Source organism: Dactylosporangium sp. CS-033363 (assembly GCF_050942475.1).
In the GTDB taxonomy this organism is placed as follows: domain Bacteria; phylum Actinomycetota; class Actinomycetes; order Mycobacteriales; family Micromonosporaceae; genus Dactylosporangium.
This window is the reverse complement of the sequence record NZ_CP192032.1, coordinates 2828893-2844112: the sequence shown is the minus strand read 5'-3', so window position 1 is coordinate 2844112 and position 15220 is coordinate 2828893. Positions and strand designations below refer to the sequence as shown.

General features: G+C 75.9%; 12 protein-coding genes. 6 read left to right on the top strand and 6 right to left on the bottom strand.

From position 1 onward, the window contains the following. Nucleotides 1–27: 27 nt before the first annotated feature. Both ACQPZ4_RS13130 and ACQPZ4_RS13125 read left to right on the top strand, forming a co-directional pair. Nucleotides 28–315 (top strand): acyl carrier protein, encoded by a 288-nt coding sequence (locus tag ACQPZ4_RS13130; RefSeq protein WP_433059653.1) that lies wholly within the window; start codon nt 28–30, stop codon nt 313–315. A gap of 2 nt (nt 316–317) precedes the next feature. Further along, nucleotides 318–1070, top strand: a complete 753-nt coding sequence (locus tag ACQPZ4_RS13125) for a 2-hydroxy-acid oxidase (RefSeq protein ID WP_433059650.1) — start codon at nt 318–320, stop codon at nt 1068–1070. Here the strand turns inward: ACQPZ4_RS13125 and ACQPZ4_RS13120 are convergent. The 3 genes from ACQPZ4_RS13120 to ACQPZ4_RS13110 are packed head-to-tail and all read right to left on the bottom strand — an operon-like array spanning nt 1054 to nt 3994. After that, nucleotides 1054–1641, bottom strand: coding sequence for a 4'-phosphopantetheinyl transferase family protein (locus ACQPZ4_RS13120; protein WP_433059647.1), 588 nt, complete (start codon nt 1639–1641; stop codon nt 1054–1056). The genes ACQPZ4_RS13125 and ACQPZ4_RS13120 overlap by 17 nt on opposite strands. Further along, the gene (locus ACQPZ4_RS13115) at nt 1638–2909 is read right to left on the bottom strand and encodes a PLP-dependent aminotransferase family protein (RefSeq protein ID WP_433059644.1); all 1272 of its coding nucleotides are present in this window, start codon (nt 2907–2909) and stop codon (nt 1638–1640) included. The genes ACQPZ4_RS13120 and ACQPZ4_RS13115 overlap by 4 nt, the downstream gene beginning before the upstream one ends. After that, nucleotides 2909–3994: an alpha-hydroxy acid oxidase gene (locus tag ACQPZ4_RS13110; protein WP_433059641.1), complete on the bottom strand. Its 1086-nt coding sequence runs from the start codon at nt 3992–3994 to the stop codon at nt 2909–2911. The genes ACQPZ4_RS13115 and ACQPZ4_RS13110 overlap by 1 nt, the downstream gene beginning before the upstream one ends. A gap of 36 nt (nt 3995–4030) precedes the next feature. Here ACQPZ4_RS13110 and ACQPZ4_RS13105 point away from each other — a divergent pair, with 36 nt between their 5' ends. Genes ACQPZ4_RS13105 through ACQPZ4_RS13090 form a run of 4 tightly spaced genes read left to right on the top strand, consistent with a single transcriptional unit; the run spans nt 4031 to nt 6586 of the window. Then, complete coding sequence (locus ACQPZ4_RS13105) at nt 4031–4693, top strand: GDSL-type esterase/lipase family protein (RefSeq protein ID WP_433059639.1); 663 nt, start codon at nt 4031–4033, stop codon at nt 4691–4693. Beyond that, nucleotides 4641–5570 carry an alpha/beta hydrolase gene (locus tag ACQPZ4_RS13100; RefSeq protein ID WP_433059637.1) on the top strand — a complete coding sequence of 310 codons (930 nt, stop codon included), beginning with the start codon at nt 4641–4643 and terminating at the stop codon, nt 5568–5570. Before ACQPZ4_RS13105 ends, ACQPZ4_RS13100 begins: the two co-directional genes overlap by 53 nt. 36 nt (nt 5571–5606) lie before the next feature. Beyond that, complete coding sequence (locus ACQPZ4_RS13095) at nt 5607–5981, top strand: cupin domain-containing protein (protein ID WP_433059634.1); 375 nt, start codon at nt 5607–5609, stop codon at nt 5979–5981. Beyond that, nucleotides 5978–6586: a maleylpyruvate isomerase N-terminal domain-containing protein gene (locus tag ACQPZ4_RS13090; RefSeq protein WP_433059632.1), complete on the top strand. Its 609-nt coding sequence runs from the start codon at nt 5978–5980 to the stop codon at nt 6584–6586. Before ACQPZ4_RS13095 ends, ACQPZ4_RS13090 begins: the two co-directional genes overlap by 4 nt. On the opposite strand, the gene ACQPZ4_RS13085 is transcribed toward ACQPZ4_RS13090, so the two are convergent. The 3 genes from ACQPZ4_RS13085 to ACQPZ4_RS13075 form a co-directional block, all read right to left on the bottom strand. Beyond that, nucleotides 6574–9015: an NB-ARC domain-containing protein gene (locus tag ACQPZ4_RS13085; RefSeq protein ID WP_433059629.1), complete on the bottom strand. Its 2442-nt coding sequence runs from the start codon at nt 9013–9015 to the stop codon at nt 6574–6576. The genes ACQPZ4_RS13090 and ACQPZ4_RS13085 overlap by 13 nt on opposite strands. Nucleotides 9016–9134: 119 nt before the next feature. After that, the gene (locus tag ACQPZ4_RS13080; protein ID WP_433059627.1) at nt 9135–12167 is read right to left on the bottom strand and encodes a hypothetical protein; all 3033 of its coding nucleotides are present in this window, start codon (nt 12165–12167) and stop codon (nt 9135–9137) included. Continuing rightward, nucleotides 12164–15154, bottom strand: a complete 2991-nt coding sequence (locus ACQPZ4_RS13075) for an FtsX-like permease family protein (RefSeq protein WP_433059624.1) — start codon at nt 15152–15154, stop codon at nt 12164–12166. The genes ACQPZ4_RS13080 and ACQPZ4_RS13075 overlap by 4 nt, the downstream gene beginning before the upstream one ends. Nucleotides 15155–15220 lie beyond the last annotated feature (66 nt).

The window sequence follows — 15220 nt, the reverse complement described above, 5'->3', positions numbered from 1 at the left end:
CTTCAGCCGTTTTCTTAGGAGCCCACCGTGTCCGACACCGCCACCGCCGTCGATCCCGCTCTGCGCGAGCACGTCGTGGAGACGATCTGCGCCCTGCTGCCCCGCGTGCTCAAGCGGGAGGTGCCCGACGCGTCCGAGGGCACCACGCTCATGGACGACCTCGGGATGAGCTCGACCACCGGGCTGGAGCTGGTCCTGGAGCTGGAGGACCGCCTCGAGCGCGAGATCAGCGTCGAGGACCTGGGGCGCGACGACTTCGAGACGGTGGGCACCCTCGCGACCTACGTCGCCGGCAACCTGCTGCCGGAGGAGTGAGCGTGCCGTGGGGCCTGCGCCGGGCCGAGGCGCGGCGGTTCCCCGCTCCGGCGGCGCGTTCCGGCGACCCGGCGCACGCCGCTCGGCTGTCCACCTACCTGAGCGATCTGCTGGCGCAGGACGGGCTCGGCGCGCCGGACGGGATGGCCTCCGGGCACTCGTACGGGGAGATGGCGCTGCCGCTGCTGCCCGCCGAGCCGGTGGACGCGCTGGTGCTGGCGTACGACATTCCGGACATCGAGCCGGGGCGGGCCACGGCTACCTGGCTGAGTCACGTGTGTCCCGGCGGGCCGATGGCGTTCGCGGTGTCGGATCAGGGCCGGGCGGGGGCTTTTACGGGACTGCGGCTGCTTCGTGACTACGCCCTGTCCGGCACGTACGTGCGGGCGTTGCTGCTCGTGGCCGAGCAGTCGTCGTTGCCGTACGACCCGGGGGTGCCGGTCGAGGTTCCGGCCTCGCACTGCGCGGTCGCGGTCCACTTTGGACCGTCCACGCTGGAAGCGGGTTCGCCGCGGATCGTTCGGGGCGCTCGGCCGTCCGACGTGGTCGATATGGTGGCCGGGGCCGAGACCGTCGTGCTGGGTTCGGCGCTGGCTGAGCACGCGTCCGACGTCAAGGCGGACCGCGTCGTGCTCGCCGACCCGGGCCAGCCGATGACGGGCGTGTGGGAGGCCATGGCGTCCGTGGACGGCCCCGTGGTGGTCGCGGACTACGACCCTGCGCTGCGGTACCTGTGCGTCAGTGCGTTCGGATGACGAAGGGTTCCGGGCCCTGGAGCGCCACCGCGGCCCGGAAACCCTCAGGCGCCTCGAAGTCCGCGAGGGTGTAGACGACGCCGTCGTGGGTGACCTGCGGGGGCGGGTCGCCGGCCACCGGAAGCAACAGGCCGCGGGTGAGGCGGTCGCCGGCCGCCTTCACCACCGCCTCCTTGCGGGCCCACAACTGTGAAAACGTCCCCAATTCCGTGACGTCGGCCTCAACGGGCGGGAAGAAGCGGCGGGCCATCGCCGCGTAGTCGAGCCCGCTGACCAGGTCCTGCAGGTCGACGCCGACCGGCCGCCCGTCGGTGAGCGCGATCGCCGCCCACTCCCCCGCGTGCGACAGGTTCACCTGCAGCGTCGTGCCGATCAGCTCGGGCTTGCCGTTCGGGCCGCGGGTCCAGCGCCGCCCCGGCAGGATGCGGTGCAGGGCCGAGTGGGCGGAGGCGAAGCGGCGACGGTCGTCGGGCGAGCTGAGCGCGTCGTGGCGGCGCCGCTCGTCGGGGTTCAGGCACTCGTCGAACGGGGCCCGCGCGTCGACCAGCCAGATGTCGACGAGCGTGGTCACCGCCGCAGCAGCGCGGCCAGGCGGCGGACGCCCTCGCCGATCTGGGCCGGCTCCAGGGCGCTGCACGACAGGCGCAGCGCGTGGGTGCCGCCGCCGTCCACGTAGAAGAAGCGCATCGGGGTCCAGAGCACGCCGTACTCGCGGGCCGAGATTTCCAGGAGGTCCTCGCTCGCGTCGACCGGCACCTCGCAGACGACGAAGAAGCCGCCGCTGGGGCTGTTCCAGCGGACCGCGGTACCGGCGAAGTGCTTCTGAAGAGCGGCCAGCAGCGTCTGCAGGTTGTGCCGGTAGAACGCGATCTTCGCCTGGTTCACCGTGCGCAGGCTGAAGCCGGCGTCGATGAGCATGCCGCCGACGACCGCCTGGGACAGCGCCGACGTGTTCACCGTCAGCATGCTCTTGACCGTGGACAGCTCCTCGGCGAGCAGCGTGCGGCGGCCCTCGGCGTCGGCGACGGTCTGGTCGGCGACGAGGTACCCGACGCGGGCCCCGGGGAAGTACGACTTGGCGAACGAGCCGAGGTAGATGACCCGCTGGTCGTTGTCGAGGCTCTTGAGCGTGGGGCGGGGCTCGTCGTCGAGGCCGAACAGCCCGTACGGGTCGTCCTCGAGGATCAGCAGGTCCTCGTCGGCGGCCGCGGCGAGCAGGGCCCGGCGCACGCTGACCGGCAGGGAGACGCCGGAGGGGTTGGCGAAGTTCGGTACCAGATACAGGGCCTTGGGGTTCTTGCCACGGGCGCGGGTGGCCGCGGCGACCGCGCGCACCGTCTCGGGCCGCAGCCCGTCGGCCGACTCCGGCACCCCGACGACCTCGACGCCGAGGATCCGCGCGGCCCCGGTCAGCCCGACGTAGCAGGGTTCGGCCGCGAGCACCACGTCGTCCGGGCCGGCGCACAGCCCGCGCAGCGCGATGATCATCGCCTCCTGGCAGCCGGTGGTCACCATCACCGCGGCCGCCGGGACCTGGATGTTCTCGTCGACGTCGAGCATCCGCGCGATGAGGTCGCCGATGTGCCCGTTCGTCCGCCCGTACTGCGTGAGCAGCTGCCGTGCCGCGCCCGCGCTCAACCCCCGCTCGCGCAGGTGGTTGAGGTAGGCCTGGATGTGCTTGTCGATGTCGGTGACCTCGTGGAACTCGTCGAACGGGCGGCCCGCGGCGAGCGAGATCGCCTCCGGGAACCGGCTCGCGACCTCGTTGAGGAAGTTCATGGAGGCCGACACCGGGTCCACGACCGAGGTGTGCAGCGCCTCCCGGGACAACACCACCATCAGGCAGCGCCTCCGCTCGTTCGTACGGCGCTGCGGTCCAGCGCGGCCAGCGTCGGCCGCCCGGCGAGCACCATGGCGTGTTCGAGTTCTGCGGTCGCGGCGCGCAGCACGCCCGCGACCCCGTCGGCCCCGCCGGCCGCGAGCCCCCACAGCGGCGGCCGGCCCATGAGGACCATCCGCGCGCCGAGGGCGAGCGCGGCCAGGGCGTCGGTGCCGCGCCGCACCCCGCCGTCGAAGAGCACCGGGAGCCGGTCGCCGACCGCGTCGACGACCTCGGTCAGCGCGTCGAGGCTGGCGACCGCGCCGTCGAGCTGGCGGCCGCCGTGGTTGGACACCACGATCGCGTCGGCGCCGTGCTCGGCCGCCAGCACCGCGTCCTCGGCGGTGAGGATGCCCTTGAGCACCAGCGGCAGGCCCGTGCACCCGCGCAGCCAGGCCAGGTCGGTCCAGGTGACCGTCGGGTCGAAGGCGTCGGCGGTGTGCCGGGCGATGGCCGAGCTGCCCGCGTCGCGCTCGTGCGCGGAGGCCATGACGGCCGGGTCGATGTTGACCGCGGCGACCCCGCCGCCGATGACGAACCCGTTGCGCATGTCGCGCCAGCGCCGGCCCATCCGGGGCACGTCGACGGTGAGCATGATCGCACCGTAGCCGGACCGCTCGGCCCGCTCGGCGAGGGCTTGCATGACGTCGCGGCGCTGCAGCCAGTACAACTGGAGCCACAAACCGGACGTGGCCGCGGCCGCGATGTCCTCGATGGTGCGGCTGGCGAAGATGCCGGCGACGAACAGCGCGCCCGCCGCGCCCGCGCCCCGGGCCGTGGCCACCTCGCCCTCGGGGTCGACGAGCCGGTGGTAGGCGGTGGGCGCGACGCCGATGGGGGTGGCGTAGGTCGTCCCGAACAGCGAGACGGCGGTGTCGGCCCGCGGGACGCCGGCGAGCACCCGCGGGCGCAGCCGAATCCGGTCGAAGGCCCGCAGATTGGCCGCGAGGGTGCGCTCGTCCTCGGCGCCGCCCTCGATGAAGTCCCACACGTCCGGTTTGACGGCGAGTTCCGCGCGGTGCCGATAATCCGCGCCAGGCCTCATAGGCGTTAGCCTATCTTGTACTCCACTCGCTCCTCCATGAGCCGAAAGGCCTACATGGCACCGGAATATGCGCCCATCCATCGCTACTGCGCGCTCGGCGACAGCGTGGTCCAGGAACCGGGCAGTTTCGCGGAACTGGTCCGCGACGCGCTGGCCCCGGACGCGTTCGTCAACCTGGGCGTGCGCAACCTGCGCGCGGCCGAGGTCCGCGACACGCAGCTCGCGGCGGCGCTGGCCTTCCGGCCGGATCTGGCGATGGTGGTGTGCGGGGCGAACGACGCGATGCGGCCCGGCTACGAGGCCCGCGCGGACGCGGTCGACGCCGCTTACGCCGACATCGTCACGGCGTTGCAGCGGGCGGGCGCGACCGTGATCACGGTGTCGGTGTTCGTGATGCGCGAATATCCGCACATGCCCGCCTGGCTCAGCGCCGGCTTCTCCCGCCGGATGGCGCTGCTCGCGGCCCGCACCAACGCCCTGGCGGCACGGCTGGGGACCGTGCACGCCGACCTGTCCGCGCACCCGGCGATCGCCGCCGGCGAGGTCCTGACCGGACCCGACGGGCTGCACGGAAACGCGCTGAGTCATAGGATCGCGGCGGCGGCCGTGCTCGACCGCCTTCGCTCATGTCTGGGGGATGCCGCCGATGCCGCTCGACCCGCAGGTGCAGGCCATGCGCGACGCCAAGGAGCGGGATAACGCCGCCCCGCTCTACTCGATGAGCCTGGAGGAGGCCCGCGCCGCCGACCTGGCCTCGATCCGGGCCGCGGGCGGCAACCCCGAGAAGGTCCACGAGGTCACCGAGCACTGGCTCGAAGACCCCAGGATCCCGATCCGCGTGTACCGGCCGAACGCCGCACCCGGCCTGCCCGTCCTCATGTACTTCTTCGGCGGCGGCTGGGTCCTCGGCACCATCGACACCGCCGACGCCATCGCGCGCAGCCTGGCCAACGCGGCCGGGTGCATCGTCGTGGTGCCGGGCTACCGCCTCGCGCCCGAGCACCCGTTCCCGGCCGCGGTCGAGGACTGCTGGCGCGCCACCGAGTGGGTCATCGCCAACGCGGCCGCGCTCGGCGCCGACCCGGTCCGCATCGCCGTCGGCGGCGACAGCGCGGGCGGCAACCTCGCCGCGGGCATCACGCTCATGGCCCAGGAGGCGGGCGGCCCGGCCCTCGCCGGCCAGTTGCTCGTCTACCCGAACACCGACCAGACCGCCGACGACGAGTCGATGCGCGCCAACGACGACCCGTACCTGTTCAACCACCACTCCGTCGCCTGGTACCGCCGGCACTACCTGCTCGACGGCGACGACGTGTACAACCCGCTGGCCTCGCCGCTGCAGGCCGAGAGCCTCGTGGGGCTGCCGCCGGCGCTGGTCATCACGGCCGAGTACGACCCGCTGCGCGACCAGGGCGAGCGGTACGCGGCGCGGCTGGCCCACGACGGCGTGCCGGTCGCGGTGACGCGGTACGAGGGCATGATCCACGGCTTCTTCGCGATGGCCGGCACCCTGGAGGCGGGCAAGGTGGCGCAGGCCCAGGCGGCGAAGCAGCTGCGGGTGTGGTTCGAGGGGTGACGTGATTTCTCTCCCGCTCCGGGTAGGCCGCCGCCTATGACCGTTTACGAGCTGCAGGAAGTCAAGCCGCCGTTCTTTCCCCCCGACGCGCACGTGATGACGATCGTCGTCGAGCACCCGCCGGGCTCGTCCGGCACGCCCCCGCACCGGCACTCCGGCCCCGCCTTCGGCTACGTGCTGGAGGGCGAGATGGTCTTCGAGCTGGAGGGTGAGCGGCCGCGGGTGATCCCGGCGGGCGAGGCCTTCTGGGAGCCGGGCGGCGACGTCATCCACTACCAGGACGCGAACAACCGCACCGACGTGCCGCTCCGGTTCACCGTCACCATGCTGTGCGCGCCCGGCGCGCCGATGCTCGCCTTCGTCGACGAGCGGGAACTGGCCGCCCGGGCCGATCGGCGCGCGATCGTGTGAGCCTCTTCGCGCGCTCCTGGTCGGACCTGCTGGCGGCGGTGGACAACCTTCCCGACGCCGTCTTCGCCGAGCCGTCCGGGTGCGCGCGCTGGCTGATCCGCGACCTGGTCTGCCACCTCGTCATCGACGCCCAGGACGTGCTCATCACCCTGGCCACGCCGGCCGCGGGCGAGCCGACCCGCGACGCCGCCACCTACTGGAACATGCTGGACGCGCAGCCGTCCGGCGACGATCCGCTGGATGCTTTGACGGTACGGCTGGCCGGCGCCTACGGCGACCCCGGCCTGCAGAAGTTCCACCTCGACGACGTGGGCGAGGCGGCGGTCCGGGCGGCCGAGCTCGCGGACCCCGACGCGCTGATCGCCACCCGCGGGGAGATCCTGACGGTGCGCGACTTCCTGGGCGCGTACGTCCTGGAGGCGACCCTGCACCACCTCGACCTGCGGACCACGCCGCCCTGGCCGGAGGGCCTGGCCCGGTCCCGCGCGATCCTGGAGTCCATCGCCGGCAAGCCGTTCCCGGCGTCGTGGTCGGACACCGACGCCCTGCTGATCGGCACCGGGCGGCGCGCGATGCCCGGCTTCCGGCCGATCTATCTCGGCTGAGCGTTTCCCCGTGCCATCTCGGCCCGCCGTTCGTCGCCCAGCCGCTCGTACAGCTCCGCCGCCTGCAGCGCCGCGGCGCGCCCGGCCGCGTGGTCGCCGCGCCGGTCCGCGACCACGCCGAGGCTCTCCACCGCCGACGCCTCCCCGAAGCCGACCCGCAGGTCCCGGCAGATCGCCAGCATCGTGGTGAACTCCCGCCGCGCCCCGTCGAGGTCGCCGAGGTCGAACAGGGCCCAGCCGGCCTCCTGATGGCAGTAGCTGAGCTGGTACCGGTCCCCGGCCTCGCGCGCGACCGCCGCCGCCTCCTCGACCAGCGCCGCCGACGCCCGCGCGTCCCCGGCGAACCGCACGCTCACCGCCAGCGACAGCAGCACCCACCCCCGCCGCACGTCCCGCACGTCCGGCTGCAGCGTGAGCGCCCGCTCCAGCACCGGCCGGCTGCGCTCGAACCGCCGGTCGTTGTTGTACAGCACCCCGAGCGCGGCGCTGACCTCCAGCTCCTCCTCGACCATGCCCTGCTCGCCGCACAGCTCGAGGGCCCGCAGCAGCGCCGCCTCGGCCTCGTCGGTCCGGCCGAGGTCCCGCAGCGCCTCCCCCAGCCGCCGCGCGCACTTCGCGATCTCCGGCTCCTCCTGCGCCAGCGCCGCGGCCTCCTCGATGGGCGGGAGCGCCGCCTGCACCTGCCCCACGAACGTGTACGCCCCCGAGAGCGCGCGCAGCGCCTCGGCCAGCCGCGCCCCGCCGGCCTCGCGCAGCGCCTCGACCACCACCTGCCGGACCGCGAGCCACTCATGCCCGTCGTCAATGTGCTGCGGCGGCGCCCCGGCCGCCCGCACGACCTCGTCCCGCAGCCCGGCGGCGAGCCCTTCCCGCAGCACGGCCGCCTCGGAGCTCTCCTGGAGGAGCCGCCCCACCACCTCTCGGCGCTCGCCCGCCGCGTCCACCGTTTCGGAGGCGAACAACCGCAAAAGATCATGCAGCTTGTACCGGTCCGGCTCCGGCGACTCCACCAGGAACCCGTCGGCGAGCCGTTCGAGGGCTTGCTCGGTGACGTTGAGGTCGAGCCCGGCGCGCGCGGCCGCGGCTCTCGTGCCGAACGCCGCCCCGGGATGGGATCCGGCGCGGCGGAACACCACTTGTTCGGTCTCGCCCAGCCCGTCGTACGCGCCGCGGAAGGTCGCCCGCAGCCCGTCCAGCATCTTGTTCTCGTCGCGCAGCCGGGCCGCGAGCTGCCCCGGCGTCCAGCCGCTACGGGCGCGGAGGCGGCCACCGACGACGCGTACCGCGAGGGGCAGCCCACCACAGGCGGCGACAAGTTCCCGGGCCCCGCCGGGATCTCTCGTGATCCGGTCGCCGGCCAGGTCGTGGAGCAGCGCCAGCGCGGCCTCGTCGGCGATGGTCCCGAGCCCGACGACCCGCGCCCCCGGCAGCCCGTCGAGCTGCGCCCGGCTCGTGACGAGCGTGGCGCACCGGCTGCCGCCAGGAATCAGCGGCGCGACCTGTTCGGCGTCCCGGGCATCGTCGAGCACCACGAGCACGGCCCGATCGGCGACGGCGGACCGGAACCGCGCGGCGAGTTCGTCGACCCGGCCCAGGCCCTCCACGTCGGGTACGCCGAGCGCCTTGAGAAACCGCGTGAGCACCGCCTCGGGCGCCAGGGGCGGGCCGGCGCCACCGAGGAGCGTCGCGTAGAGCTGCCCGTCGGGGAACCGCTCCCGCACGTCGTGCGCGACCCGCAGCGCGAGGGCGGTCTTCCCGGTTCCGGGCGCGGCGGCAACCACGATGACCGCGGCCCCTCGAAGCGCGGCGCCGATCTCCCCCGCAACCGCGTCCCGCCCGAACACCGCAGGCGCGGCGGGCAGCTCGGCCGGCCGCAGGGCCCCCGCACCGGCCGTCACGGTCTCGGCCCGGGCTGACACCGTCCTGTCCCCGGGCGACGCCATCCCAACCGCGGGCGGCGCTGTCCGGCCCTCGGACGGCACCGTCCCGCCCGCGGGCGGCTCTGCCCCGGCCCTGCGCGGCACCGTCCCGCCCGCGGGCGGCTCTGCCCCGGCCCTGCGCGGCACCGTCCCACCCTCCGGCGGCTCTGCCCCGGCCGTGCGCGGCACCGTCCCGCCCGCGGGCGGCGGCGTGGCGTTGAACGGCGTGGCGTTGAGCGGCGGCGTAGCGTTGAGCGACGGCGGCGTGGCGTTGGGCGGCGGCGGCGTGGCGTTGAACGGCGGCGTGGCGTTGGCCAGATGCTGCTGCCAGATCGCGAGCCCGATGCCGACGAGCCCGAGCACCCCGACGGCCGGCCACGCGAGCCACGCGACCGACGCGAGCGACCCGGGCAGCTCCCCGCCGGTGGCAACGTTGACGGCAACGGCCAGCAGCACCGAGAACAGCCCCGACGTTACCGCCAGCAGCACCCCAACCTGACCGCGCCGCACACGTGCCTCCCCGACGGGTGCCGACAGCCGAGCGCCTCAGCCTATCGACCACCGCAACTCACTGGCGGCCGCCGCCCTCGCCGGGGGTGCGATGATCGCCCCCTTGGCCCGGCGCGGGCTCAGTTCGGGGTTGCTGTCGCCGCTGTCCTCCTCGGGGGTGCGGTGGTCGCGCGGGCCGTCGCGGCCGCGACCGTGATCAGCAGGGCCAGGGTCAGCAGCCAGGTCAGCGGCAGCGCCGGCCCCGTCGGCCAGTGCGGCAGCGGCAGCGCCGGCATCGGCTCGCCGAACAGGGGCAGGGCCCAGCCGGTCAGGCGCCACGCGATCAGGGCCGTCGCCAGGCCCGGTGGCGCCGCCGCCAGGACCAGCGCCGGATACGTCCACAGGGCCACCCGCCCGGCCGCGCGGCGGGACAGGCCCTGGGTGCGCAGCGCGGCCAGGTCGGCCCGGCGGTCGCGGCGGTCGACGGCGATGACCAGGGCCAGCCCGCCCGCCGCGAGAAGCACCGCCAGCGCGCCGGCCAGCACGTGGAACCACAGCGACAGCGCCGGCCCCTGCGCGGCCAGGCGGGCGCGGGTGTCCCCCACGCCGGTGTCCGCGACGACCACGAGGCCCTGCGCGGCCAGGCGGTTCAGCACGTCCGGCGGGGCGGCCGGGCCCAGCCACACCTCCGGCTCGTCGGCGAGGCCCGAATCGGTGGCGAGGCGCTCGGCGTACTCGAGATCGACCAGCGTCCCGTCCGTGCCCAGGCGCGGCACCGCGGCCAGGTGCGCGGCCACCGTCACCGGGACGTCGAGGTTGTCCAGGCCCGAGATCGTCGTCGCGGCGGCGGTCGAGGCCACCGGGAGCGGCAGCTGCACCTCCGCCGGCTGGACCCAGGCGCCGTTCGGCAGGCCGTCCGGGGCGTCGACGCCGATGCGCAGCCCGTCCGGGGCGGCGGTCAGGGTGGCGTCCGCGGCGCGCCAGCGGGCCAGGTCGGCCAGCTCGGCGCCGGTGGCCGCGGTCCGGGGCGGGTTGATGGTGCGCAGCGTGTTGAGCACGACGGTGATGCGGGTCGCGGTCGCCGCCGGGTCGAGCGTGACCAGGTGCACGCCCACGAGCCGGCAGCCGTCGGCGCATTCGGCGACCCGCTGCTGGTACGTGCCCGCCCCGTTGTGCACGGCCCCCAGGTCCACGTTCGCGCGCCCCTTCGGCCCGGCCAGCACCAGGCGCAGCGCGACCGGGTTGTCGGGGCGGGCGCCGGTGACCGTGGCGTCGACGGTGAGATCCCGGCCGGGAATCGTCAGCCCCACTTCCCGCACCGGCGGCCGCAGCAGCGTGGCGAGCCCGCCCGGATCGACATCGCCGTACGCGCCCAGCCACGTCGCCGCGGCCGCCAGCCGGGTCGTGTCCACGGCCAGCCGCGGCGCCTCGCCCGGACGGCCCCGCGGCAGCCCGGCGACGGCCATCGCGAACTCGCCCCGCGGATCGGCCGCCCGCACCGCCTGCAGCAACTGCTCGCGGCCCACCGAGGCGACGCTGAGCACCCGCGGCGCCCCGGTCGCGACCTGCGCCGCCAGGTCCCGGTCGCGGGCGGCGAGATCGGTGGCCGTGACCGCGTACCCGAGCACGCCCACCGCCGCCACCAGCAACAGAATCAGCCGCTGCGCCCCGGGCCGCCGGGACAGCTGGAACGCGGCCAGCGCCGTGGTGACCCGCCCCCGCCGCAGCGCCCACCCACCCACGAGCCGGGCCAGCGGCGTGACGGCCCGCGCGGTGGCGAGCGCGAGCGCCAGGATCACCAGCGCCGGCGCCGCGACGGCGACTCCGGTGAGCGACCCGTCGGTGAGGAACAGCTGCACGGTCGCCGCGGCGGCCAGCACGGCGACGACCGCCTCGCCGGCGCGCACCCGCCAGGTCGCGGTCCGCCCCCGCACCCGCCGCAGCAGCCCGGCCACCGGCGCGGCCAGATGGCGCCGCTGCGCCACGAGCGCCGCCGCAACAGCTCCGAGCAGCGCCACCGGTGCGTACCGCAACGCCTCCACCGTGAACACCGGCACCTCGACCCCGGGGAACCGCCACGCGACGACGGCGCCCACGAGCAACTGCCCGGCGACGCATCCGGCCAGCCCGCCGAGCAGGATCGCGGCCAGCCCCTCGCCGAGCGTCAGCCACCACCGGGTCCACCATCGGGTCCCGCGCAGCGCCACGACGGCCAGCTCGGGCCGCCGCCCCTGGGTGGCGTAGTCGGCCGCAATGAACAGCACCGCGTACGCGAGCAGCAGCAACGGCGCCGCACCCGCCGGAACACTGCGCCGCGCCAGCTCCTGGCTGCGGTCGATCCGCGCGAACAGGTCCGGCAGCCTGGTGCTGACCACGATCCCCTGCCCGAGCCGCCCGGCCCGGTCCCGCAGCTCGCCGAGCCGCCGCCGGGTGTCGGGCAGCGCCGCCGCGGTGAGCGCCCCGGGCCCGGCCGTCAGGTCGAGCGACGCCTCCGTGGTCCCGTGATCCATCCCGGCCACGGTCGCCGACCCGCCGAACACGGGCTCGCCGGGCGCGCCGGTGGTGTCGGGATCGAAGTACCCGTGGCCGCCCCAGTACGCCTCGCCCGCGTCCGCCGCCCGATAGGTCCCGGCCACGACGAGCCGCGCCGGGACGCCGTCGGCGAGGTACGTCGGCTGGGAGCTGCTCCCGCCCAGCGTCGCGAACGTGAGGGTGATCGGGTCGCCGGGCCCGAGCCCGAGCCGCGCCGCGGTGTGCTCCCCGAGCACCACGTCGCCGGCGCCGGCCAGGCACCGCCCGGCCACGATCGTCAGGTGGGCGCACACGTCCTGCCGGTACGTGACCCGCGACGCCCGCACCTTGTCCGGCTCGATCCCGACGGCCGGAAACTCCTGCCCGTACACCTGCTCGAACCCGGGCAGCTCCACCAGCCCGGACGCCACATCGGCAAAGTCGAACCCGTCGTCCTGCCGCCCATCGACCCGCGCGGTGATCGTCAACGACCGCTCCCGAGCCGGCGCCGTGGCCACCTGCCCGGCCACGATCGACCGGTCCACCGCCTGCAGATAGGCCGGCGCCGCCACCGCCGCGGCCACCGCGAACAACGCCAGCAGCGCGAGCACGACCGCCTGCCCCCGCCGCGCCCGCAGCATCGACACCAGCAACGAGATCATCGGACGACCCCCTCGGCGCCACCGGCGGTGGCGGTCCGCCAGACGGCGGCCAGCAGCAGCAGCGCCACCACGCCGGCGGCCAGCAACGGCAGCGGCGGCAGCGGATCCGGTGGCACGGGCGGATTCCAGCCGTCGGCGAAGTACGGCAGCGGCGGCCCCGACGCGAACCGCGCCACCACCGCGGCCAGCACGCCGGTCACCGCCCCGGCCAGCACGACCGCGCCGGAGCCGGCCCGCCCCGCGGTCGAGGCGGTGCGCGCCGGGAGACCCTGTACCCGAAGCGCCCGCAGGTCGGCCGCGCGCTGGCGGCGCTCAGCCGCGACGGAGACCGCGAGTGCGGCCGCCGCGGCCAGCAGGCCCAAGGTGGCGGCGAAGAGCCGGAAGCGCTCGGCGACGGCCGGCCCGCGCGAGGCGAATCGCGCCGCCCGGTCCGCGACGGTGTCCGTCCCGAGGATGGTCAGCCCCGCCGCGCGAAGGCGTTCCGGCACGGCGGAGGCGGCACCGGCGGCCAACCACACCTGGTACGTGCCCGACGACGACCCCACGGCCCCCAGCCGCTGCGCCGCGTCCAGATCGACGAGCACGCCCGCCGCGCCGAGCACCGGCACCAACGGCGCGGTCGCGGCGACGTGGACAGGAACGGGAGCCCCACCGAAGAGGTCGAGCGTCGGGTCGGCGAGCCGCCACGCGGGAGGAGCGGGCCCGGCCAGCACGGCGGGCAGCGGCAGGGCGGTACTCATGACGTACGCGCGGGCGTCAACATCACCGGCGGAGGCGTCACCGGCGGAGGCATCCGGGGCGGGGGCGTCCGCGGGCACCGTCAGGGTCAGCGCGCCCTGCCGAGCGCTCACCTGCAGCGCCGGTCCGGTCGCGCCGCCGCGCCACTGCCGGGGGTCGCCGAGGAAGGCGGCGCCGAGCACGTCCGCCGCCGGCCCCTCCTGCCGCAGCCCCGTGATGGTGAGCGTGGCATCGGCCGGCGGCTGCAGCAGATCGAGCCGTACCAGCCGGCACCCCTCGGCACAGCCGGTGACATCCGCGCCCGCCTCGTGCTCGCCGGGCTCGATCGGCGCGAGGGTCGACGTGGCCCGCTTGCCGGTCACGGTGTTCTGCAGCACGACGGCCAGCCGCACCGCCTCCGCGCCCCCGTTGCGGGCCCGCACGACCAGCCGCCCACCGGTCACCGCCGGCGCCTCGGCCCCCGTCCCACGCGGCTTCAGCACCGCCCGCCAGCCCGCCCCCGTGTTGAGGCGGCCCGCCGGCGGCTCCGCCGGCCAGCCCGCCACCGCGTCGAGGCGGGAGGCGTCGACGGCGAGCACGGCCGGGTTCGAGGTCCGGTCCACGACCGCCGCCATCGCCGCACGCCCACCGGGGTCCGCCCGGCGCACCGCGTCCAGCAGCGCCGTCGGATTCGCCGCCCGTACGGTCAGCACCCGCGGCGCCCCAAGTTCCTGCGCGGCCCGGGCATCCCGCGCGTCGTACCCGGCCAGCAGCCCGCCGGTCGCCGCGCACACCCCCGCGACCGCGACGGCGACGAGGGCCATCAGCCGGTCCGCGCCCGGCTGGCGGGACAGCGACACCGCCGCGAGCCCGGCCCGCAACCGTCCCGCCCGCAGCGCCCCCGACCCGGCCCGCGACGCCACCGCCGCCAGGATCCGGGCCGCCGCCACCGCGACGATCACCGCGACCAGCAGGGGCACCGCCGTGCGCAGCCCGGTTCCCCACAGCTGCGCGGCCGCGAACCCGGCCAGCACGACCAGCGCGACGTCCGCGGCGGCGCGACGGGCGCCGCTGCGGGACGGTACCCGCCGCAGCAGCACCGCCACCGGCGCCCGCAGCACCCCGAGCTCCCCCGCCGCGAGCGCGGCCAGCCCGCCGAGCACCGCGGCGCCGGCCGCCGCACCGGCGAGGAGCCAGACCTCGGGCGCCGCCGGGCCGCCGAGGAGCCGGCCCGCGCACCAGCCGAGAACGAGCCCGGGCGGGAGGCCCGCCACCAGCGGTACCCCCAGCTGCCCCACCCCCAGCCGCAGCGCCCGCCCCCGCGATCCGCCCCGCAGCTTCAGCAGCCCCGCGTCGCCGCGCCGGTCGCGGGCGGTCTGGCGCCCCGCCAGCATGAGCGCGCACCAGCACAGCACCACCGCGCCCAGCGCGCCGGCCAGGACGCCGTCGCGGATCGCGGCGCGGTCGGCGGCGATCCGGCTCGCGAGGTCCGCGCCCGGTGCGACCAGGGTCAGCCCGCCCCGCCCCAGCGCGAAGTCGGCCTGGCGCAGGAGGGCCGCGACCGGCGAGCCGGCGTCGGTGAACGCGGACTCGGGCAGCTCGGCGGTGTACGCGAACGTCGGCCCCGCCAGCTGCGCGCTCTCGAATGTCTGCACGGCCGTGAACACCGGGTCGAGCCCGCCCTCGGGGCCGGTCAGGTACAGCGAGTCGCCCCAGTACGACCCGGCCGCGTCGGCCAGGTCGTAGCGGCCGACGACGGTCGCCGGCACCTCCTTGGCGCGCGGCTGGTTGCGCAGCGCGATCGTGTCGCCGGTACGCAGGCCGAGGGCGTCGGCGGCGGCCGTGCTCAGCAGGACCTCGCCCGCCGCGGCGGGGCAGCGGCCGTCGATCCGCAGGTGGTCGCAGGCCCCCTCGCGGTAGACGACCGCGACCTTCGGGGTGGTGTCGGGGCGTTCCAGGAGCATGTCGGCGGCGATGCCCACCGTGCCGGGCGCGGCCGCGCCGCCCAGCGGGAGCAGGCGCTCGACGGTGTCGCGGTACGCGGCCAGGGCCGGCTCCGGGTCGCCGTCCGCATTCGTCTGGCGGCGCACCGAGACGGTGCGCTCGGACGCGGGCGCGGCGGCGACGTCGGCCGCGGCGGCCCGGCGCTCGGCCCCGGCGGCGAACCACGGGCCGGCGGCGGCCGCGGTCACCAGCAGCACCGCGAGCACGAAGACGGCCCACGCCTGCGCGGCGCGCGCTCGCAACGCGCTGAGCACCAGTCCGAGCATCCCGGGCCTCCTCTCGCCTGGAAGATCGCATTGGGCACCTTACGCGCCGGGTCTGACAGTTTTTGT

What these genes read in the sequence shown, in the direction of transcription:
- ACQPZ4_RS13115 (WP_433059644.1), bottom strand. Translation starts at nt 2,909, where the DNA reads ATGGTGGTGTTGTCCCGGGAGGCGCTGCACACCTCGGTCGTGGACCCG.
- ACQPZ4_RS13110 (WP_433059641.1), bottom strand. Translation starts at nt 3,994, where the DNA reads ATGAGGCCTGGCGCGGATTATCGGCACCGCGCGGAACTCGCCGTCAAA.
- ACQPZ4_RS13105 (WP_433059639.1), top strand. Translation starts at nt 4,031, where the DNA reads ATGAGCCGAAAGGCCTACATGGCACCGGAATATGCGCCCATCCATCGC.
- ACQPZ4_RS13100 (WP_433059637.1), top strand. Translation starts at nt 4,641, where the DNA reads ATGCCGCTCGACCCGCAGGTGCAGGCCATGCGCGACGCCAAGGAGCGG.
- ACQPZ4_RS13095 (WP_433059634.1), top strand. Translation starts at nt 5,607, where the DNA reads ATGACCGTTTACGAGCTGCAGGAAGTCAAGCCGCCGTTCTTTCCCCCC.
- ACQPZ4_RS13080 (WP_433059627.1), bottom strand. Translation starts at nt 12,167, where the DNA reads ATGATCTCGTTGCTGGTGTCGATGCTGCGGGCGCGGCGGGGGCAGGCG.
- ACQPZ4_RS13075 (WP_433059624.1), bottom strand. Translation starts at nt 15,154, where the DNA reads ATGCTCGGACTGGTGCTCAGCGCGTTGCGAGCGCGCGCCGCGCAGGCG.